Annotated in this window: 1 protein-coding gene; it reads left to right on the forward strand. The window is 47.5% G+C overall.

From position 1 onward, the window contains the following. Positions 1–162 precede the first annotated feature (162 nt). Entirely contained in the window at positions 163–25,059 is a 24,897-nt protein-coding gene (locus ACSBL2_RS12125; protein WP_442591964.1) for a non-ribosomal peptide synthase/polyketide synthase, read from the forward strand. Positions 25,060–25,062: the final 3 nt, after the last annotated feature.

Below are 25,062 nucleotides of genomic sequence, written 5' to 3' on the forward strand. Positions count from 1 at the left end.
GTTCAGTTGAGGCTCTAGTTGGCTGCGATTTGAATGGGTTTGGTTAAGAGGAGGCAGCTAGTATAATTTTTTAATTTTTTATAGCAAAAATCAGCTTTGCTTTGATCAGGGATGATCTCAACATTAAATTATTTTTTAGTGATTTTAAATCAACGCTTCTATATGGTGAATATTTCATGTGTTCAGAAATCTATTTGGCTTACTCAAAATGTTTTTTTTGAATCTGCACTTTATAATGTTGGTGGATATGCCCGCATTAATGGTGTGTTTTCAGAAGCTATGCTAATTGCAGCTATTCAAAGCATCTTGAATAATGCTGATGCAATTGATAGCGGGTATGCTGCATTTAATGAGCTGAAACTGGAAAATAATCCTGGTTTTAAAAAGATAGAGTTGATCAGTCTCGATTTTTCGAATGCGCTTCACCCGGATCAGGCTTGCATGGACTGGATGGAAGAGGATATCAAAAAGCAATTGGATGTGAGTCAAAATCTTTTAAAAGTAGTCTTACTGAGCGCAACTACTGATACCCTGTATTGGTACACCAAAGTGCACCATTTGGTATTTGATGGTTATGCCATGTCCCTGTTTTTTAATAAAGTTTCAGATTTATATTCATCACTTTATGAGGGAAATGTTGTCCGGGAGCCGCAGATGCATCTTTATGCAGATTATATTCAATATGAAAATACCTATATTTTAGAAAGACAATTCTCAGAAGATAAAAAATTCTGGATAGAGCGGTTAACCCAAAATTCCTTTTCTCCTGCTTTTAACTCGATTTCAAAGCCAAAAACAAATGCATCTTTAAAATCAGTACGTGTTGCTTCCACTTGCTCCAGAACGTTTTACAATGAGATAGACCTGTTTTGTAAACAGCAGCATTGTACTACTTTTCACTATTTTTTAACTACACTGCTCATACTGAATAAAGGATATCATAACTATGATACGGTTATTGGGCTGCCTGTATTTAACCGGACCAACCATAGATTTAAAAATACACTGGGGGCTTTTGTAAATACTCTCCCTTTCTCGATCGTATTTCCGGAAAATTCAGACTTCTTATCGGTATTGCTACAGGTTAAGAATGAACTCAAAACCTGCTATAAGCATCAGCGTTTTCCGTATTATAACATTCTCGAAGAATTAAATACCGGTGTCGGTGTATATAATGTGCTGTTCTCTCATCAAAAGAATGCCTATGGCAGTGTACTTGGTGACGCTGTTTCCTCTATAAACTATTTACACAATGGCGAGCAGCTTGAAGATTTAGTTTTCCATTTGCTGGAATATAGCGAAGATGAAGACCTGACACTCTTTGTCGACTACAGAACCGAATTGTTCGATCATGAAAATGTAGTCAGTCTGCTGAATCATTATCATAATTTGCTAAGTAAGTTTTTGGCCGCTCCTGAAACTGCTTTAAACCAGTTGGATTACCTCAGTGCAGCAGAGCGCCTGCAATTACTGGAAACGTTCAATGATACGAGACTAACTTACCCAAAACGAGAGACGATCATCAGCTTGTTTGAGGAGCAGGTGTTGTTAAACCCTGAGCTGCCCGCAGTACTTTTTGAAGACCTTAGCCTGAGTTATCGTGAGCTGAACTGTCAGGCCAACCGCCTAAGTGCTTACCTGATGGATGTGCATGAGATCGGCCCAGGCGATCTTGGCGGTGTTTGTCTGGAAAGGACTGAACAGCTTGTTGTTTGCATTCTTGCTGTACTGAAAACCGGTGCTGCTTATGTCCCTATAGATCCGGCTTACCCGGTAGAGCGGATCAGCTACATCAGGCAGGACAGTGGCTGTAAACTGACTATTGATGCTTCGGTTTTATCCGCTTATGCAAATGTTCAGGCAGATTATAGCGATGAAAACCCAGGTATTCATTCCCGTGCTGATGAGCTGGCATATGTGATTTATACTTCAGGATCTACCGGTCAACCTAAAGGTGTGATGGTAGGGCATGGGAATGCGTCTTCATTTATTCACTGGTGTCATCAGGAATTCTCCGCATCAGATTTTGATGTGGTTTTTCAGGCTACTTCGGTATGTTTTGACCTGTCAATATTTGAGCTTTTTTATCCTTTGAGCATAGGCAAACCACTCCGTGTGCTTGAAAATGTACTTGCTGTGCCCGATCATTTGACCATCCACAAGCGTGTACTGCTCAATACTGTTCCCAGCGCCTTGGATAGTTTACAGGATGAAGGTATTGACTTAAGCCGTATTTCCATACTGAACCTTGCCGGTGAGGCACTTTCTAAAAAGAGTCTTGGCCGGATTGATGTTTCTCAAATCCAGGTTAGGAACTTATATGGACCTTCTGAGGATACCACTTACAGTACGGTTTACCGTTTAATTCCCGGAGCAGACATCCTGATCGGGAAACCGGTTTCCAATACCAGGATTTACATTCTTGGCGATGGAGATGGTCTTGTGCCTGTAGGAGTAAGCGGAGAGCTTTGCATCAGTGGGGCAGGACTGGCTCGCGGTTACCTAAACAAAGAAGCCCTGACTAAGGAGAAGTTTGTGCCGAACCCTTACCTGGAAGGCGAGCTGATGTACCGTACCGGTGATCTAGCGCGCTGGCGAGCAGATGGCAACATTGAATTTATCGGCCGTAAAGACGACCAGGTCAAAGTCCGTGGTTACCGGATTGAGCTGGGTGAGGTGGAACATGTGCTTGGAGGACATCCAGCTGTCAGCTCAACTGTAGTACTGGCTCCATTGAATGATTCCGGTGAGCGTTTCCTGGTGGCTTATTTGGTGGGAAATGCTGAACTGGACATTCCTGCACTGAAGTCTTATTTATCAGGGCTGCTTCCTGGTTATATGGTTCCTGCTTATTTCATGCAGCTGGACAGCCTGCCATTAACCCCTAACGGAAAGATTGACAAGAAAGCTTTACCGGCTGTGGATCATGATGGCGCAGAACGTGGTAGTGTTTACCAGGCTCCGGAGAATGAACTTCAAAAGAAACTAGCCTTGATATGGTCTGAAGTTTTGGGCATAAGCCAAATCGGCATCAATGATGATTTCTTTGAACTTGGAGGCCATAGCCTTAAGGCAACACGGCTGAGCAGTCAGATCCATAAAGTATTTCATGTCAAGATCGGTCTGAAAGAACTGTTCGGGAATCCTGTATTGCGTGATCAGGCTTTACTGATCCATGGCGGTGAACACGATGCTTTTGAATCGCTGTTGCCGGTAGCGCAGGCAGAAAGCTACATGCTTTCTTCTTCCCAGCGGCGTTTGTGGGTATTGAGTCAGTTTGCCGAAGGCAATGTGGCTTACAACATGCCGGGTGTGTTTTACTTTGAAGGCAGCCTGGATGAAAATGCGTTTGAGCAGAGCTTTGCTGCATTGATCAGTCGTCATGAGATCCTGAGGACGACCTTTAGGGAAGAAGCTTCGGGAGAAGTCCGTCAGTACATCCATCCAGCGTTAGAAAATAAATTCGTGCTGGAATGCAAAGACGTTCGGGAATTGTCTGAAGCGGAGCTTCAAACAGCGGTACTTGCCAAATTGCGGGCAGCGTTTGACCTTGCGACAGGTCCTTTGCTCCGTGCAGGTTTATACCGCCTTGGAGAAACGAAATGGGTATTCAGTTATTCCATGCACCACATCATCAGCGATGGCTGGTCGATGGGGGTACTGATTGCTGAACTATCGGCGTTTTACAATGCTTTCCTGAATGGCAGAGAAAATCCTTACCAGCCATTGCGGATCCAATATAAAGATTATGCGAGCTGGCAGCAGTCTGAACTGCAGGGCGGTTCTTTGGCATTGCACAAAGCCTACTGGCTGGACCAGTTTTCCGGGGAACTTCCGGTGCTGGAACTTCCGACCGACCGGATGCGTCCGGCGGTAAAAACATATAACGGGGCGGTGTTAAACAGCCGCCTGTCTGCGGAATTGACCGACGGGCTGAACAAACTGTGCCGTGATCAGGGTTGTACCTTGTTTATGGGACTGTTGTCTGTAGTCAACACTCTGTTGTACCGTTACAGCGGTCAGCAGGACATTGTGATCGGCAGCCCTGTAGCCGGCCGTGAACATACCGACCTGGAAGGACAGATCGGTTTCTACGTGAATACGTTGGCACTGCGATCGCGTTTTTCGGGCAGTGACCGTTTCACCAAGTTGCTGGCACAGGTTCGTGAACTGACACTGGCAGCCTATGAGCACCAGGCTTATCCATTTGATGAACTGGTTGATGCGTTGAACCTGCAGCGTGACCTGAGCCGCAGTGCTTTATTTGATGTGATGCTGGTCCTTCAGAATTTAGAAGACAACCGGATTACAGAAGATTTGTTGCATGGGCTTCAGATTAATCCTTATGAGCGTACCGGAGACCATAGCAGCAAATTTGACCTGAGTTTCAATTTTGTTGAATCCAGGGAAGGACTTGAGGTTCATATTTCTTATCGCAAAGATATTTACAGTGCAGCCTGGGTTTCGCGTTTTGAATTCCATTTTCAAAATCTGGTTGCAGCCATTGTTGCGACTCCCGGGCAGACTTTAAAGCAGCTGGATTACCTCAGTGCAGCAGAGCAGTTGCAGTTGCTCAATACTTTTAATGATACAGCATTTGCCTATCCAAAGCAGGAAACCATTGTCAGCCTGTTCGAAAAGCAAGTACTGCTGCATGGCGATAAAACAGCCGTGGTCTTTGGCGACCGGGAGTTAAGTTATGCGGAACTGAACCGCCAGGCCAATAGTCTGAGTGCTTACCTGATGGCTGTGCATGGTGCGGGTCCGGGTGAGCTGATCGGGATCTGCCTGAATAAGAGCGATCAGATGATGGTGGTGATTTTGGCCATCCTGAAAACCGGTGCTGCCTATGTTCCGATAGACCCGGAATATCCTATGGAAAGGATTTCCTATATCCTTGAAGACAGTGCTTGTAAAGTGACGGTTGATGCGGCGTTTCTATCGGAGTATGCAGATTCATTAGCAGATTATAGTAATGAAAACCCAGCTATTCAGGCTGGCCCGGATGACCTTTCGTATGTGATCTATACTTCGGGGAGTACGGGTCATCCCAAAGGGGTGCTGACCCGGCACAGTAGCCTGGTGAATTATTTAACAGGTATTCAGTTCACACATGGTTTTGACACCGATTTCATCTTCAGTTCCAACATCTGTTTTGATGCCTCGGTAAAACAAATCTTTTTGCCTTTGCTGAAGGGCAACCGGGTGCATGTGTACGATCTGTCCAAAAGCATTGACGTTTTGTCTGGATATGTTGCCCGGCATAACATTGAATTGTTCAATGCTACGCCTTCAGTGGTTGCAGAATTGAGCAAACTGCCGGGCAGTACAGAGCTGTTCAGTCGCTTAAAATACATCATGCTTGGAGGAGAAGCTTTTGATGAGCATTTACTGACAACCCTGAATGGGATCAATGCTGAGCTGATCTGGATCAATGCTTATGGGCCTACGGAGACCTGTGTGAATTCGACCAGTTATACTTTCCAGGGGAATATTTCCGGCCAGATTATCGGCTCGCCACTTCCCAATACCAGGATTTACATTCTTGGCGATGGAGATGCACTGGTGCCTGTGGGAGTAAGCGGAGAACTTTGCATCAGTGGGGCAGGATTGGCACGGGGTTATTTGAACAAGGAAGCCCTGACTAAGGAGAAGTTTGTGCCAAACCCTTACCTGGAAGGTGAACTGATGTACCGTACCGGCGACCTTGTTCGCTGGCGAGCAGATGGCAACATTGAGTTTATCGGCCGTAAAGACGACCAGGTCAAAGTCCGTGGTTACCGGATTGAGCTGGGTGAGGTGGAACATGTGCTTGGAGGACATCCAGCTGTCAGCTCAACTGTAGTACTGGCTCCGTTGAATGATTCCGGTGAACGTTTCCTGGTGGCTTATTTGGTGGGAAATGCTGAACTGGACATTCCTGCACTGAAGGCTTATTTATCAGGGCTGCTTCCTGGTTATATGGTTCCTGCTTATTTCATGCAATTGGACAGCCTGCCATTGACCCCTAACGGAAAGATTGACAGGAAAGCTTTACCGGCTGTGGATCAGACTGGTACTTTAAATGGTAGTGTTTACCAGGCCGCAGAGAATGAGACCCAGGCTGGCTTGATTTCCATTTGGACAGAAATCCTTGGTGTCAATCCAATTGGGATTAATGATGATTTCTTTGAACTTGGAGGCCATAGCCTTAAGGCAACACGGCTGAGCAGTCAGATCCATAAAGTATTTCATGTCAAGATCGGTCTGAAAGAACTGTTCGGGAATCCTGTATTGCGCGATCAGGCTTTACTGATCCATGGCGGTGAACACGATGCTTTTGAATCGTTATTACCGGTAGCGCAGGCAGAGAGCTATGTGCTTTCTTCGTCGCAGCGGCGTTTGTGGGTATTGAGTCAGTTTGCCGAAGGCAATGTGGCTTACAACATGCCGGGTGTGTTTTACTTTGAAGGAGACCTGGATGAAAATGCGTTTGAGCAGAGCTTTAATGCATTGATCAGCCGTCATGAGATCCTGAGGACGACCTTCAGGGAAGATGCTTCGGGAGAAGTCCGTCAGTACATCCATCCAGCGTTAGAAAATAAATTCGTGCTGGAATGCAAAGACGTTCGGGAATTGTCTGAAGCGGAGCTTCAATTAGCGGTACTTGCCAAATTGCGGGCAGCGTTCGACCTTGCGACAGGTCCTTTGCTCCGTGCAGGTTTATACCGCCTTGGAGAAACGAAATGGGTATTCAGTTATGCCATGCACCACATCATCAGCGATGGCTGGTCGATGGGGGTACTGATTGCAGAACTATCGGCGTTTTACAATGCTTTCCTGAATGGCAGAGAAAATCCTTACCAGCCATTGCGGATCCAATATAAAGATTATGCGAGCTGGCAGCAGTCCGAACTGCAGGGTGGTTCTTTGGCATTGCACAAAGCCTACTGGCTGGACCAGTTTTCCGGGGAACTTCCGGTACTTGAACTTCCGACCGACCGGATGCGTCCGGCGGTAAAAACATATAACGGGGCGGTGTTAAACAGCCGCCTGTCTGCGGAATTGACCGAAGGGCTGAACAAACTGTGCCGTGATCAGGGATGCACCTTGTTTATGGGACTGTTGTCTGTAGTCAACACCCTGTTGTACCGTTACAGCGGTCAGCAGGACATTGTGATCGGCAGCCCCGTAGCTGGCCGTGAACATACCGACCTGGAAGGACAGATCGGTTTCTACCTCAACACGCTGGCACTGCGTTCCCGTTTTTCGGGCAGTGACCGTTTCACCGAGTTGCTGGCACAGGTTCGTGAGTTGACACTGGCAGCCTATGAACACCAGGCTTATCCATTTGATGAACTGGTTGATGCGTTGAACCTGCAGCGTGACCTGAGCCGCAGTGCTTTATTTGATGTGATGCTGGTCCTTCAGAATACAGAAAGCAGAAGACCAACTGAATATGGCCTTGAAGGTTTGCAGGTAGGACCTTATCCTCAGGAGGGTGGTCATAGCAGCAAATTTGACCTGAGTTTCAATTTTGTTGAATCCAGGGAAGGACTTGAGGTTCATATTTCTTATCGCAAAGATATTTACAGTGCAGCCTGGGTTTCGCGTTTTGAATTCCATTTTCAAAATCTGGTTGCAGCCATTGTTTCGACTCCCGGGCAGACTTTAAACCAGCTGGATTACCTCAGCGCAGCAGAGCAGTTGCAGTTGCTCAATACTTTTAATGATACAGCATTTGCCTATCCAAAGCAGGAAACCATTGTCAGCCTGTTTGAAAAGCAAGTACCGCTTCACGGCGATAAAACAGCCGTGGTCTTTGGCGACCGGGAGTTAAGTTATGCGGAACTGAACCGCCAGGCCAATAGTCTGAGTGCTTACCTGATGGCTGTGCATGGTGCGGGTCCGGGTGAGCTGGTCGGGATCTGCCTGAATAAGAGCGATCAGATGATGGTGGTGATTTTGGCCATCCTGAAAACCGGTGCTGCCTATGTTCCGATAGACCCGGAATATCCTATGGAAAGGATTTCCTATATCCTTGAAGACAGTGCTTGTAAAGTGACGGTTGATGCGGCGTTTCTATCGGAGTATGCAGATTCATTAGCAGATTATAGTAATGAAAACCCAGCTATTCAGGCTGGCCCGGATGACCTTTCGTATGTGATCTATACTTCGGGGAGTACGGGTCATCCCAAAGGGGTGCTGACCCGGCACAGTAGCCTGGTGAATTATTTAACAGGTATTCAGTTCACACATGGTTTTGACACCGATTTCATCTTCAGTTCCAACATCTGTTTTGATGCCTCGGTAAAACAAATCTTTTTGCCTTTGCTGAAGGGCAACCGGGTGCATGTGTACGATCTGTCCAAAAGCATTGACCTTTTGTCTGGATATGTTGCCCGGCATAACATTGAATTGTTCAATGCTACGCCTTCAGTGGTTGCAGAATTGAGCAAACTGCCGGGCAGTACAGAGCTGTTCAGTCGCTTAAAATACATCATGCTTGGAGGAGAAGCTTTTGATGAGCATTTACTGACAACCCTGAATGGGATCAATGCTGAGCTGATCTGGATCAATGCTTATGGGCCTACGGAGACCTGTGTGAATTCGACCAGTTATACTTTCCAGGGGAATATTTCCGGCCAGATTATCGGCTCGCCACTTCCCAATACCAGGATTTACATTCTTGGCGATGGAGATGCACTGGTGCCTGTGGGAGTAAGCGGAGAACTTTGCATCAGTGGGGCAGGATTGGCACGGGGTTATTTGAACAAGGAAGCCCTGACTAAGGAGAAGTTTGTGCCAAACCCTTACCTGGAAGGTGAACTGATGTACCGTACCGGCGACCTTGTTCGCTGGCGAGCAGATGGCAACATTGAGTTTATCGGCCGTAAAGACGACCAGGTCAAAGTCCGTGGTTACCGGATTGAGCTGGGTGAGGTGGAACATGTGCTTGGAGGACATCCAGCTGTCAGCTCAACTGTAGTACTGGCTCCGTTGAATGATTCCGGTGAACGTTTCCTGGTGGCTTATTTGGTGGGAAATGCTGAACTGGACATTCCTGCACTGAAGGCTTATTTATCAGGGCTGCTTCCTGGTTATATGGTTCCTGCTTATTTCATGCAGCTGGACAGCCTGCCATTAACCCCTAACGGAAAGATTGACAGGAAAGCTTTACCGGCTGTGGATCAGACTGGTACTTCAAATGGTAGTGTTTACCAGGCCGCAGAGAATGAGACCCAGGCTGGCTTGATTTCCATTTGGACAGAAATCCTTGGTGTCAATCCAATTGGGATTAATGATGATTTCTTTGAACTTGGAGGCCATAGCCTTAAGGCAACACGGCTGAGCAGTCAGATCCATAAAGTATTTCATGTCAAGATCGGCCTGAAAGAACTGTTCGGGAATCCTGTATTGCGTGATCAGGCTTTACTGATCCATGGCGGTGAACACGATGCTTTTGAATCGCTGTTGCCGGTGGCGCAGGCAGAGAGCTACGTGCTTTCTTCTTCCCAGCGGCGTTTGTGGGTATTGAGTCAGTTTGCCGAAGGCAATGTGGCTTACAACATGCCGGGTGTGTTTTACTTTGAAGGAGACCTGGATGAAAATGCGTTTGAGCAGAGCTTTAATGCATTGATCAGCCGTCATGAGATCCTGAGGACGACCTTCAGGGAAGATGCTTCGGGAGAAGTCCGTCAGTACATCCATCCAGCGTTAGAAAATAAATTCGTGCTGGAATGCAAAGACGTTCGGGAATTGTCTGAAGCGGAGCTTCAATTAGCGGTACTTGCCAAATTGCGGGCAGCGTTCGACCTTGCGACAGGTCCTTTGCTCCGTGCAGGTTTATACCGCCTTGGAGAAACGAAATGGGTATTCAGTTATGCCATGCACCACATCATCAGCGATGGCTGGTCGATGGGGGTACTGATTGCAGAACTATCGGCGTTTTACAATGCTTTCCTGAATGGCAGAGAAAATCCTTACCAGCCATTGCGGATCCAATATAAAGATTATGCGAGCTGGCAGCAGTCCGAACTGCAGGGTGGTTCTTTGGCATTGCACAAAGCCTACTGGCTGGACCAGTTTTCCGGGGAACTTCCGGTACTTGAACTTCCGACCGACCGGATGCGTCCGGCGGTAAAAATATATAACGGGGCGGTGTTAAACAGCCGCCTGTCTGCGGAATTGACCGAAGGGCTGAACAAACTGTGCCGTGATCAGGGTTGCACCTTGTTTATGGGACTATTGTCTGTAATCAACACCCTGTTGTACCGTTACAGCGGTCAGCAGGACATTGTGATCGGCAGTCCTGTGGCCGGCCGTGAACATACCGACCTGGAAGGACAGATCGGTTTTTACATCAATACCTTAGCACTGCGTTCCCGTTTTTCGGGCAGTGACCGTTTCACTGAACTGCTGGCACAGGTTCGTGAACTGACACTGGCAGCCTATGAACACCAGGCTTATCCATTTGATGAACTGGTTGATGCGTTGAACCTGCAGCGTGACCTGAGCCGCAGTGCTTTATTTGATGTCATGCTGGTGCTGCAGAATGCAATGGATGGCGATGTGGTAGAGAACAGTCTTGAAGGTTTGCAGGTAGGACCTTATCCTCAGGAGGGTGGTCATAGCAGTAAGTTTGACCTGAGTTTCATTTGCTTTGAAGCTGAAGCAGGGCTTTCAATTGCCATAGAATACAACAATGATATTTATAGCGCAGATTGGGTATCCCGTCTGCATACCCATCTGGAGCAACTAATTGTAGCCATTATTGAGGCTCCGGATCACGCCATAATCGATCTGGATTACCTCAGTGCAGCAGAGCGTTTGCAGCTACTGGAAACTTTCAATGATACCAATGCGGTTTACCCTGTTGCAGATACAGCAATCAGCTTGTTTGAAAAGCAGGTGTTGTTAAATCCAGCACGCCCTGCAGTGTTTTCTGAAGGCCTGGAGCTGAGTTATGAGGAGCTGAACCGTCAGTCCAACCGCTTGACTGCTTACCTGACAGATGTACATGGCATTGGTCCTGGCGATCTTGCCGGCGTTTGTCTGGAAAGGAGCGAAGAGCTGGTTATTTCGATCCTTGCGGTATTGAAAACCGGTGCCGCTTATGTTCCTGTAGATCCGGCTTATCCGGTGGAGCGGATCAATTATATGCAGCAGGACAGTGGCTGTAAGGTCATGATCGATCCAGCCTTTTTAGTAGAATATACAGACTCATCAGCAAATTACAGTGATGAAAACCCGGGCATTCATGCCAGAGCAGATGACCTGGCTTATGTGATCTATACTTCCGGATCTACCGGTCAGCCCAAAGGGGTGATGATCGAACACAGCAGCCTGGTTAATTTGTGTTACTGGCACCAGCAAATGTTCTCGGTAACCAGTGCAGACCGTGGTAGTTTATATGCGGGTGTTGCATTTGATGCTTCGGCATGGGAGCTTTTCCCATACCTGCTTTTCGGTGCTGCTGTGGTGGTGGTTCCCGATGAGATCCGTCTGGATACCGGATTGTTGAATGATTATTACCACCAGCAAAAGATCACCATCTCGTTTTTACCGAGTCAGATCGGTGAGGCTTTTTATGAAGAAGACAACCATTCCTTACGTTACTTGTTGCTGGGCGGGGATAGGGTAAATAGTTATCAGCCAAAAGCTTACCAGGTGGTGAATAATTATGGTCCTACGGAGAATTCAGTAGTGAGTACCAGCTATTTCATTGATGAGGCTTCACCGTTAATCCCGATCGGCAAGCCAGTTTCCAATACCAGGATTTACATTCTTGGCGATGGAGATGGTCTTGTACCTGTAGGAGTAACCGGAGAGCTTTGCATCAGTGGTGCAGGATTGGCACGTGGTTATTTGAACAAGGAAGCCCTGACTAAGGAAAAGTTTGTGCCGAACCCTTACCTGGAAGGCGAGCTGATGTACCGTAGCGGTGATCTAGCGCGCTGGCGAGCAGATGGCAACATTGAGTTTATCGGCCGTAAAGACGACCAGGTTAAAGTCCGTGGTTACCGGATCGAACTTGGTGAGGTGGAACATGTGCTTGGAGGACATCCAGCTGTGAGCTCAGTAGTAGTACTGGCTCCGTTGAATGATTCTGGTGAACGTTTCCTGGTGGCTTACCTGGTGGGAAATGCTGAACTGGACATTCCTGCACTGAAGGCTTATTTATCAGGGCTGCTTCCTGGTTATATGGTTCCTGCTTATTTCATGCAATTGGACAGCCTGCCATTGACCCCTAACGGAAAGATTGACAAGAAAGCTTTACCGGCTGTGGATCATGATGGTGCTGAGCGTGGCAATGTTTACCAGGCCGCAGAGAATGAGACCCAGGCTGGCTTGATTTCCATTTGGACAGAAATCCTTGGTGTCAATCCAATTGGGATTAATGATGATTTTTTTGAACTTGGAGGCCATAGCCTTAAGGCAACACGGCTGAGCAGTCAGATCCATAAAGTATTTCATGTCAAGATCGGCCTGAAAGAACTGTTCGGGAATCCTGTATTGCGCGATCAGGCTTTACTGATCCATGGCGGTGAACACGATGCTTTTGAATCGTTATTACCGGTGGCGCAGGCAGAGAGCTACGTGCTTTCTTCTTCCCAGCGGCGTTTGTGGGTGCTGAGTCAGTTTGCTGAAGGCAATGTGGCTTACAACATGCCGGGTGTGTTTTACTTTGAAGGCAGCCTGGATGAAAATGCGTTTGAGCAGAGCTTTGCTGCATTGATCAGCCGCCATGAGATCCTGAGGACGACCTTCAGGGAAGATGCTTCGGGAGAAGTCCGTCAGTACGTTCACACGTCAGGGCAAAGCGGTTTTGTGCTGGAACGCAAAGACGTTCGGGAATTGTCTGAAGCGGAGCTTCAAACAGCGGTACTTGCCAAATTGCGGGCAGCGTTTGACCTTGAGAGAGGTCCTTTGCTCCGTGCAGGTTTATACCGTATTGGAGAAACGAAATGGGTATTCAGTTATGCCATGCACCACATCATCAGCGATGGCTGGTCGATGGGGGTACTGATTGCAGAACTATCGGCGTTTTACAATGCTTTCCTGAATGGCAGAGAAAATCCTTACCAGCCATTGCGGATCCAATATAAAGATTATGCGAGCTGGCAGCAGTCCGAACTGCAGGGTGGTTCTTTGGCATTGCACAAAGCCTACTGGCTGGACCAGTTTTCCGGGGAACTTCCGGTACTTGAACTTCCGACCGACCGGATGCGTCCGGCGGTAAAAACATATAACGGGGCGGTGTTAAACAGCCGCCTGTCTGCGGAATTGACCGAAGGGCTGAACAAACTGTGCCGTGATCAGGGTTGCACCTTGTTTATGGGACTGTTGTCTGTAGTCAACACCCTGTTGTACCGTTACAGCGGTCAGCAGGACATTGTGATCGGCAGCCCCGTAGCTGGCCGTGAACATACCGACCTGGAAGGACAGATCGGTTTCTACCTCAACACGCTGGCACTGCGTTCCCGTTTTTCGGGCAGTGACCGTTTCACCGAGTTGCTGGCACAGGTTCGTGAACTGACACTGGCAGCCTATGAACACCAGGCTTATCCATTTGATGAACTGGTTGATGCGTTGAACCTGCAGCGTGACCTGAGCCGCAGTGCTTTATTTGATGTGATGCTGGTCCTTCAGAATACAGAAAGCAGAAGACCAACTGAATATGGCCTTGAAGGTTTGCAGGTAGGACCTTATCCTCAGGAGGGTGGTCATAGCAGCAAATTTGACCTGAGTTTCAATTTTGTTGAATCCAGGGAAGGACTTGAGGTTCATATTTCTTATCGCAAAGATATTTACAGTGCAGCCTGGGTTTCGCGTTTTGAATTCCATTTTCAAAATCTGGTTGCAGCCATTGTTGCGACTCCCGGGCAGACTTTAAAGCAGCTGGATTACCTCAGTGCAGCAGAGCAGTTGCAGTTGCTCAATACTTTTAATGATACAGCATTTGCCTATCCAAAGCAGGAAACCATTGTCAGCCTGTTTGAAAAGCAAGTACTGCTGCATGGCGATAAAACAGCCGTGGTCTTTGGCGACCGGGAGTTAAGTTATGCGGAACTGAACCGCCAGGCCAATAGTCTGAGTGCTTACCTGATGGCTGTGCATGGTGCGGGTCCGGGTGAGCTGGTCGGGATCTGCCTGAATAAGAGCGATCAGATGATGGTGGTGATTTTGGCCATCCTGAAAACCGGTGCTGCCTATGTTCCGATAGACCCGGAATATCCTATGGAAAGGATTTCCTATATCCTTGAAGACAGTGCTTGTAAAGTGACGGTTGATGCGGCGTTTCTATCGGAGTATGCAGATTCATTAGCAGATTATAGTAATGAAAACCCAGCTATTCAGGCTGGCCCGGATGACCTTTCGTATGTGATCTATACTTCGGGAAGTACGGGTCATCCCAAAGGGGTGCTGACCCGGCACAGTAGCCTGGTGAATTATTTAACAGGTATTCAGTTCACACATGGTTTTGACACCGATTTCATCTTCAGTTCCAACATCTGTTTTGATGCGTCGGTGAAACAAATCTTTTTGCCTTTGCTGAAGGGCAACCGGGTACATGTGTACGATCTGTCCAAAAGCATTGACCTTCTGTCTGGATATGTTGCCCGGCATAACATTGAATTGTTCAATGCTACGCCTTCAGTGGTTGCAGAATTGAGCAAACTGCCGGGCAGTACAGAGCTGTTCAGTCGCTTAAAATACATCATGCTTGGAGGAGAAGCTTTTGATGAGCATTTACTGACAACCCTGAATGGGATCAATGCTGATCTGATCTGGATCAATGCTTATGGGCCTACGGAGACCTGTGTGAATTCGACCAGTTATACTTTCCAGGGGAATATTTCCAGCCAGATTATCGGCTCGCCACTTCCCAATACCAGGATTTACATTCTTGGCGATGGAGATGGTCTTGTGCCTGTGGGAGTAAGCGGAGAGCTTTGCATCAGTGGGGCAGGATTGGCACGGGGTTATTTGAACAAGGAAGCCCTGACTAAGGAGAAGTTTGTGCCAAACCCTTACCTGGAAGGTGAACTGATGTACCGTACCGGCGACCTTGTTCGCTGGCGAGCAGATGGCAACATTGAGTTTATTGGCCGTAAAGACGACCAGGTCAAAGTCCGTGGTTACCGGATTGAGCTGGGTGAGATTGAACATGTGCTTGGAGGACATCCAGCTGTCAGCTCAACTGTAGTACTGGCTCCGTTGAATGATTCCGGTGAACGTTTCCTGGTGGCTTACCTGGTGGGAAATGCTGAACTGGACATTCCTGCACTGAAGGCTTATTTATCAGGACTGCTTCCTGGTTATATGGTTCCTGCTTATTTCATGCAATTGGACAGCCTGCCATTAACCCCTAACGGAAAGATTGACAGGAAAGCTTTACCGGCTGTGGATCATGATGGTGCTGAGCGTGGCAATGTTTACCAGGCCGCAGAGAATGAGACCCAGGCTGGCTTGATTTCCATTTGGACAGAAATCCTTGGCGTCAATCCAATTGGGATCAATGATGATTTCTTTGAACTTGGAGGCCATAGCCTTAAGGCAACACGGCTGAGCAGTCAGATCCATAAAGTATTTCATGTCAAGATCGGCCTGAAAGAACTGTTCGGGAATCCTGTATTGCGTGATCAGGCTTTACTGATCCATGGCGGTGAACACGATGCTTTTGAATCGCTGTTGCCGGTGGCGCAGGCAGAGAGCTACGTGCTTTCTTCTTCCCAGCGGCGTTTGTGGGTATTGAGTCAGTTTGCCGAAGGCAATGTGGCTTACAACATGCCGGGTGTGTTTTACTTTGAAGGCAGCCTGGATGAAAATGCGTTTGAACAAAGCTTTGCTGCATTGATCAGCCGTCATGAGATCCTGAGGACGACCTTCAGGGAAGATGCTTCGGGAGAAGTCCGTCAGTACATCCATCCAGCGTTAGAAAATAAATTCGTGCTGGAATGCAAAGACGTTCGGGAATTGTCTGAAGCGGAGCTTCAATTAGCGGTACTTGCCAAATTGCGGGCAGCGTTTGACCTTGCGACAGGTCCTTTGCTCCGTGCAGGTTTATACCGTATTGGAGAAACGAAATGGGTATTCAGTTATGCCATGCACCACATCATCAGCGATGGCTGGTCGATGGGGGTACTGATTGCTGAACTATCGGCGTTTTACAATGCTTTCCTGAATGGCAGAGAAAATCCTTACCAGCCATTGCGGATCCAATATAAAGATTATGCGAGCTGGCAGCAGTCCGAACTGCAGGGCGGTTCTTTGGCATTACACAAAGCCTACTGGCTGGACCAGTTTTCCGGAGAACTTCCGGTACTTGAACTTCCGACCGACCGGATGCGTCCGGCGGTAAAAACATATAACGGGGCGGTGTTAAACAGCCGCCTGTCTGCGGAATTGACCGACGGGCTGAACAAACTGTGCCGTGATCAGGGATGCACCTTGTTTATGGGACTGTTGTCTGTAGTCAACACCCTGTTGTACCGTTACAGCGGTCAGCAGGACATTGTGATCGGTAGTCCTGTGGCCGGCCGTGAACATACCGACCTGGAAGGACAGATCGGTTTTTACCTCAACACGCTGGCACTGCGATCCCGTTTTTCGGGCAGTGACCGTTTCACCGAGTTGCTGGCACAGGTTCGTGAACTGACACTGGCAGCCTATGAGCATCAGGCTTATCCATTTGATGAACTGGTTGATGCGTTGAACCTGCAGCGTGACCTGAGCCGCAGTGCTTTGTTTGATGTCATGCTGGTCTTACAGAATTTAGAAGACAACCGGATTACAGAAGATTTGTTGCATGGACTTCAAATCAGTCCTTATGAGCGTACCGGAGACCATAATAGTAAGTTTGACCTGAATTTTGTCTGTGTTGAAGCTGAAGCAGGGCTTTCAATTGCCATAGAATACAACAATGATATTTATAGCGCACACTGGATTTCCTGTCTGCACATCCACCTGAAAGAATTAATTGCAGGAATTGTTGCCGCTCCTGAAACTGCTTTAAACCAGTTGGATTACCTCAGTACAGCAGAGCGCCTGCAATTACTGGAAACGTTCAATGATACGAGACTAACTTATCCAAAACAAGAGACGATCATCAGCTTGTTTGAGCAGCAGGTGTTGTTAAACCCGGAGCTGCCCGCAGTACTTTTTGAAGACCTTAGCCTGAGTTATCGTGAGCTGAACTGTCAGGCCAACCGCCTGAGTGCTTACCTGATGGATGTGCATGAGATCGGCCCAGGCGATCTTGGCGGTGTTTGTCTGGAAAGGACTGAACAGCTTGTTGTTTGCATTCTTGCGGTACTGAAAACCGGTGCTGCTTATGTCCCTATAGATCCGGCTTACCCAGTAGAGCGGATCAGCTACATCAGGCAGGACAGTGGCTGTAAACTGACTATTGATGCTTCGGTTTTATCCGCTTATGCAAATGTTCAGGCAGATTATAGCGATGAAAACCCAGGTATTCATTCCCGTGCTGATGAGCTGGCTTATGTGATTTATACTTCAGGATCTACCGGTCAACCTAAAGGTGTGATGGTAGGGCATGGGAATGCGTCTTCATTTATTCACTGGTGTCATCAGGAATTCTCCGCATCAGATTTTGATGTGGTTTTTCAGGCTACTTCGGTATGTTTTGACCTGTCAATATTTGAGCTTTTTTATCCTTTGAGCATAGGCAAACCACTCCGTGTGCTTGAAAATGTACTTGCTGTGCCCGATCATTTGACCCTCCACAAGCGTGTACTGCTCAATACTGTTCCCAGTGCCTTGGATAGTTTACAGGATGAAGGTATTGACTTAAGCCGTATTTCCATACTGAACCTTGCCGGTGAGGCACTTTCTAAAAAGAGTCTTGGCCGGATTGATGTTTCTCAAATCCAGGTTAGGAACTTATATGGACCTTCTGAGGATACCACTTACAGTACGGTTTACCGTTTAATTCCCGGAGCAGACATCCTGATCGGGAAACCGGTTTCCAATACCAGGATTTACATTCTTGGCGATGGAGATGGTCTTGTACCTGTAGGAGTAACCGGAGAGCTTTGCATCAGTGGTGCAGGATTGGCACGTGGTTATTTGAACAAGGAAGCCCTGACTAAGGAGAAGTTTGTGCCGAACCCTTACCTGGAAGGCGAGCTGATGTACCGTAGCGGTGATCTAGCGCGCTGGCGAGCAGATGGCAACATTGAATTTATCGGCCGTAAAGACGACCAGGTCAAAGTCCGTGGTTACCGGATTGAGCTGGGTGAGGTGGAACATGTTTTGCATGAACATGCTGCTGTGAGCTCAGTAGTGGTATTGGCTCCGTTGAATGATTCCGGTGAACGTTTCCTGGTGGCTTACCTGGTGGGAGATGCTGAACTGGACATTCCTGCACTGAAGGCTTATTTATCAGGGCTGCTTCCTGGTTATATGGTTCCTGCTTATTTCATGCAATTGGACAGTCTGCCATTAACCCCTAACGGAAAGATTGATAAAAAAGCTTTACCGGCTGTGGATCAGACTGGTACTTCAAATGGTAGTGTTTACCAGGCCGCAGAGAATAAGACCCAGGCTGGCTTGATTTCCATTTGGACAGAAATCCTTGGTGTCAATCCAATTGGGATTAATGATGATTTTTTTGAACTTGGAGGCCATAGCCTTAAGGCAACACGGCTGAGCAGTCAGATCCATAAAGTATTTCATGTCAAGATCGGTCTGAAAGAACTGTTCGGGAATCCTGTATTGCGCGATCAGGCTTTACTGATCCATGGCGGTGAACACGATGCTTTTGAATCGTTATTACCGGTAGCGCAGGCAGAAAGCTACATGCTTTCTTCTTCCCAGCGGCGTTTGTGGGTATTGAGTCAGTTTGCCGAAGGCAATGTGGCTTACAACATGCCGGGTGTGTTTTACTTTGAAGGCAGCCTGGATGAAAATGCGTTTGAGCAGAGCTTTGCTGCATTGATCAGTCGTCATGAGATCCTGAGGACGACCTTTAGGGAAGATGCTTCGGGAGAAGTCCGTCAGTACATCCATCCAGCGTTAGAAAATAAATTCGTGCTGGAATGCAAAGACGTTCGGGAATTGTCTGAAGCGGAGCTTCAAACAGCGGTACTTGCCAAATTGCGGGCAGCGTTTGACCTTGCGACAGGTCCTTTGCTCCGTGCAGGTTTATACCGCCTTGGAGAAACGAAATGGGTATTCAGTTATTCCATGCACCACATCATCAGCGATGGCTGGTCGATGGGGGTACTGATTGCTGAACTATCGGCGTTTTACAATGCTTTCCTGAATGGCAGAGAAAATCCTTACCAGCCATTGCGGATCCAATATAAAGATTATGCGAGCTGGCAGCAGTCTGAACTGCAGGGCGGTTCTTTGGCATTGCACAAAGCCTACTGGCTGGACCAGTTTTCCGGGGAACTTCCGGTGCTGGAACTTCCGACCGACCGGATGCGTCCGGCGGTAAAAACATATAACGGGGCGGTGTTAAACAGCCGCCTGTCTGCGGAATTGACCGACGGGCTGAACAAACTGTGCCGTGATCAGGGTTGTACCTTGTTTATGGGACTGTTGTCTGTAGTCAACACTCTGTTGTACCGTTACAGCGGTCAGCAGGACATTGTGATCGGCAGCCCTGTAGCCGGCCGTGAACATACCGACCTGGAAGGACAGATCGGTTTCTACGTGAATACGTTGGCACTGCGATCGCGTTTTTCGGGCAGTGACCGTTTCACCAAGTTGCTGGCACAGGTTCGTGAACTGACACTGGCAGCCTATGAGCACCAGGCTTATCCATTTGATGAACTGGTTGATGCGTTGAACCTGCAGCGTGACCTGAGCCGCAGTGCTTTATTTGATGTGATGCTGGTCCTTCAGAATTTAGAAGACAACCGGATTACAGAAGATTTGTTGCATGGGCTTCAGATTAATCCTTATGAGCGTACCGGAGACCATAGCAGCAAATTTGACCTGAGTTTCAATTTTGTTGAATCCAGGGAAGGACTTGAGGTTCATATTTCTTATCGCAAAGATATTTACAGTGCAGCCTGGGTTTCGCGTTTTGAATTCCATTTTCAAAATCTGGTTGCAGCCATTGTTGCGACTCCCGGGCAGACTTTAAACCAGCTGGATTACCTCAGCGCAGCAGAGCAGTTGCAGTTGCTCAATACTTTTAATGATACAGCATTTGCCTATCCAAAGCAGGAAACCATTGTCAGCCTGTTCGAAAAGCAAGTACCGCTTCACGGCGATAAAACAGCCGTGGTCTTTGGCGACCGGGAGTTAAGTTATGCGGAACTGAACCGCCAGGCCAATAGTCTGAGTGCTTACCTGATGGCTGTGCATGGTGCGGGTCCGGGTGAGCTGGTCGGGATCTGCCTGAATAAGAGCGATCAGATGATGGTGGTGATTTTGGCCATCCTGAAAACCGGTGCTGCCTATGTTCCGATAGACCCGGAATATCCTATGGAAAGGATTTCCTATATCCTTGAAGACAGTGCTTGTAAAGTGACGGTTGATGCGGCGTTTCTATCGGAGTATGCAGATTCATTAGCAGATTATAGTAATGAAAACCCAGCTATTCAGGCTGGCCCGGATGACCTTTCGTATGTGATCTATACTTCGGGAAGTACGGGTCATCCCAAAGGGGTGCTGACCCGGCACAGTAGCCTGGTGAATTATTTAACAGGTATTCAGTTCACACATGGTTTTGACACCGATTTCATCTTCAGTTCCAACATCTGTTTTGATGCGTCGGTGAAACAAATCTTTTTGCCTTTGCTGAAGGGCAACCGGGTACATGTGTACGATCTGTCCAAAAGCATTGACCTTTTGTCTGGATATGTTGCCCGGCATAACATTGAATTGTTTAATGCTACGCCTTCAGTGGTTGCAGAATTGAGCAAACTGCCGGGCAGTACAGAGCTGTTCAGTCGCTTAAAATACATCATGCTTGGAGGAGAAGCTTTTGATGAGCATTTACTGACAACCCTGAATGGGATCAATGCTGAGCTGATCTGGATCAATGCTTATGGGCCTACAGAGACCTGTGTGAATTCGACCAGTTATACTTTCCAGGGGGATATTTCCAGCCAGATTATCGGCTCGCCACTTCCCAATACCAGGATTTACATTCTTGGCGATGGAGATGGTCTTGTCCCTGTAGGGGTAAGCGGAGAGCTTTGCATCAGTGGGGCAGGATTGGCAAGTGGCTATTTGAACAAGGAAGCCCTGACTAAGGAGAAGTTTGTGCCAAACCCTTACCTGGAAGGGGAGCTGATGTACCGTACCGGTGATCTAGCGCGCTGGCGAGCAGATGGCAACATTGAGTTTATCGGCCGTAAAGACGACCAGGTCAAAGTCCGTGGTTACCGGATCGAGCTGGGTGAGGTGGAACATGTGCTTGGAGGACATCCAGCTGTCAGCTCAACTGTAGTACTGGCTCCGTTGAATGATTCCGGTGAACGTTTCCTGGTGGCTTACCTGGTGGGAAATGCTGCACTGGACATTCCTGCACTGAAGGCTTATTTATCAGGGCTGCTTCCTGGTTATATGGTTCCTGCTTATTTCATGCAGCTGGACAGCCTGCCATTAACCCCTAACGGAAAGATTGACAGGAAAGCTTTACCGGCTGTGGATCATGATGGCGCAGAACGTGGCAATGTTTACCAGGCCGCAGAGAATGAGACCCAGGCTGGCTTGATTTCCATTTGGACAGAAATCCTTGGTGTCAATCCGATCGGTATCAATGATGATTTTTTTGAACTTGGAGGCCATAGCCTTAAGGCAACACGGCTGAGCAGTCAGATCCATAAAGTATTTCATGTCAAGATCGGCCTGAAAGAACTGTTCGGGAATCCTGTATTGCGCGATCAGGCTTTACTGATCCATGGCGGTGAACACGATGCTTTTGAATCGCTGTTGCCGGTGGCGCAGGCAGAGAGCTACGTGCTTTCTTCTTCCCAGCGGCGTTTGTGGGTATTGAGTCAGTTTGCCGAAGGCAATGTGGCTTACAACATGCCGGGTGTGTTTTACTTTGAAGGAGACCTGGATGAAAATGCCTTTGAGCAGAGCTTTGCTGCATTGATCAGCCGCCATGAGATCCTGAGGACGACCTTTAGGGAAGATGCTTCGGGAGAAGTCCGTCAGTACATCCATCCAGCGTTAGAAAATAAATTCGTGCTGGAATGCAAAGACGTTCGGGAATTGCCTGAAGCGGAGCTTCAAACAGCGGTACTTGCCAAATTGCGGGCAGCGTTTGACCTTGCGACAGGTCCTTTGCTCCGTGCAGGTTTATACCGTATTGGAGAAACGAAATGGGTATTCAGTTATTCCATGCACCACATCATCAGCGATGGCTGGTCGATGGGGGTACTGATTGCAGAACTATCGGCATTTTACAATGCTTTCCTGAATGGCAGAGAAAATCCTTACCAGCCATTGCGGATCCAATATAAAGATTATGCGAGCTGGCAGCAGTCTGAACTGCAGGGCGGTTCTTTGGCATTACACAAAGCCTACTGGCTGGACCAGTTTTCCGGAGAACTTCCGGTGCTGGAACTTCCGACCGACCGGATGCGTCCGACGGTAAAAACATATAACGGGGCGGTGTTAAACAGCCGCCTGTCTGCGGAATTGACCGAAGGGCTGAACAAACTGTGCCGTGATCAGGGATGCACCTTGTTTATGGGACTGTTGTCTGTAATCAACACCCTGTTGTACCGTTACAGCGGTCAGCAGGACATTGTGATCGGCAGTCCTGTGGCCGGCCGTGAACATACCGACCTGGAAGGACAGATCGGTTTTTACCTCAACACGCTGGCACTGCGCTCCCGTTTTTCGGGCAGTGACCGTTTCACCGAGTTGCTGGCACAGGTTCGTGAACTGACACTGGCAGCCTATGAACACCAGGCTTATCCTTTTGATGAACTGGTTGATGCGTTGAACCTGCAGCGTGACCTGAGCCGCAGTGCTTTATTTGATGTGATGCTGGTCCTTCAGAATACAGATAGCAGGAAGCCTGGCGGATATGGCCTTGAAGGTTTGCAGGTAGTACCTTATGCTCATGAAGAAAGTCGAAGCAGTAAGTTTGACCTGAGTTTCATTTGCTTTGAAGCTGAAGCAGGGCTTTCAATTGCCATAGAATACAACAACGACATTTATAGTGCAGATTGGGTATCCCGTCTGTATACCCATATGGAGCAACTAATTGTAGCCATTATTGAGGCTCCGGATCACGCCATAATCGATCTGGATTACCTCAGTGCAGCAGAGCGTCTGCAGTTATTGGAAACTTTCAATGACACCAGCTGGGCATATCCTGATAAAGAGACAATCATCAGTTTGTTCGAGCAACAAGTGAAACAGACCCCGGAACAAGTGGCAATTATTGCAGAAAACAAAACACTGACTTACTGGGAATTAAATGAGCAGGCCAATCGCCTCGCGGCTTACTTAATCCAAAATTTTGAAATTCATCCCAATGAATTCATCGGAATAAAAGTCGCACGTAATGAGTGGATGATCATTTCCATGCTGGCCGTTTTAAAAACAGGAGCGGCATATGTGCCTATAGAATTATCGTTTCCGCAGGATCGTATAGGCTATATTCTTGAGGATATCAAAAGCAAGTGGATTATCGATGAAGGATTACTTAACCGCTTTAATGAAGTTGCTGCTGAATACAGTGAGAAGAACCTGCAAAAACAGTATGATCCTGAAAATCTTGCTTATCTCATTTATACCTCCGGCTCTACCGGGAAACCGAAAGGGGTGATGGTGAATCATTTTGCCGTCATGTCGCTTTTCGAAAACATGAATACCACATTCGGATTCGAAGGGTGTAAAACCATAGGCGCGGCAACGAATTACACCTTTGATATTTCAATTATCGAATTACTGGGCAGTCTGGTGAAAGGATTGTCTGTTTACCTGATGGATGGAGACGTATTGAAACTAAAGGAAGCCATCCTTGAGGGACATATCGATATCCTCCAGCTTACACCTTCGCGGTTAAATCAACTGGTTCTTGCAAATGAGGGAGATTTCGGGATTTTAACACGGCTCAAAGTGTTGATGATCGGAGGAGAAAGCCTTTCTGCAGAGGTTTACCACAAATTAAAGCCGCTGAATCAACTGAGCATTTACAATGTTTACGGGCCTACAGAAACAGCAATTTGGAGCAGTATTTCCCGAATCAATACAAGTGAAAAACTGGTTGTTGGAAAACCACTGCTGAATGAGTGGATCTATATCCTGGATGCCCAAGGCGGACTAGTGCCAATCGGTGTAACGGGAGAACTACACATAGGAGGCAACGGCGTAACGCAAGGTTATTTGAATTTACCAGAGCTTACCGCGGAGAAATTTGTAACAGATCCTTTCATTCCGGGAGCAAAAAGGATGTACCGTACCGGAGATCTTGGACGATTCCTGCCAAACGGGGATATTGAGTTTTTAGGTAGAAAAGATGATCAGGTTAAAATCCGTGGTTATAGGATCGAATTGGGAGAAATCGAAAGCATCCTGAAGGATCATCCGGATATTACTTCTGCGGTTGTCCTGGCCAAATTCAACAGCAATGAAGAAGTTGACCTGGTTGCTTATGTTACCGGTGATGTTGTGCTGAATACCAATGAGCTACGGACCTTTTTGGCCAAAATGCTTCCAGCTTATATGATCCCGGCCTACTTTGTACAATTGGATCAATTTCCGGTAAATACCAATGGCAAAATAGATAAAAAAGCATTGCCAGATCCTTCTGGTTTACTCATGTCTACCGGTGTCGAATACATTGCGCCGAGAAATGAAACAGAAGAAGAGCTGGTTGACATCTGGAAAGAGGTGTTGAAACTGGAGCAGATCGGCGTGCTGGATAACTTCTTTGAGATTGGTGGAAATAGCATCAAAGCAATTCAGCTGATTTCAAGGATAGGTAAAGCCTTTGATGTGAAAATCCCACTCAACAACCTGTTTAAAGATCCAACAATAGAGGTGCTTGCAGATATCATCATTAATGACAAATGGTTAAGAAGCACCATAACAGAAGAAAACGACAACTATCAACAAATAAAATTATAAACC

This window comes from Pedobacter sp. AW31-3R, from assembly GCF_052180285.1.
In the GTDB taxonomy this organism is placed as follows: domain Bacteria; phylum Bacteroidota; class Bacteroidia; order Sphingobacteriales; family Sphingobacteriaceae; genus Pedobacter.

What these genes read in the sequence shown, in the direction of transcription:
- ACSBL2_RS12125 (WP_442591964.1), top strand. Translation starts at nt 163, where the DNA reads ATGGTGAATATTTCATGTGTTCAGAAATCTATTTGGCTTACTCAAAAT.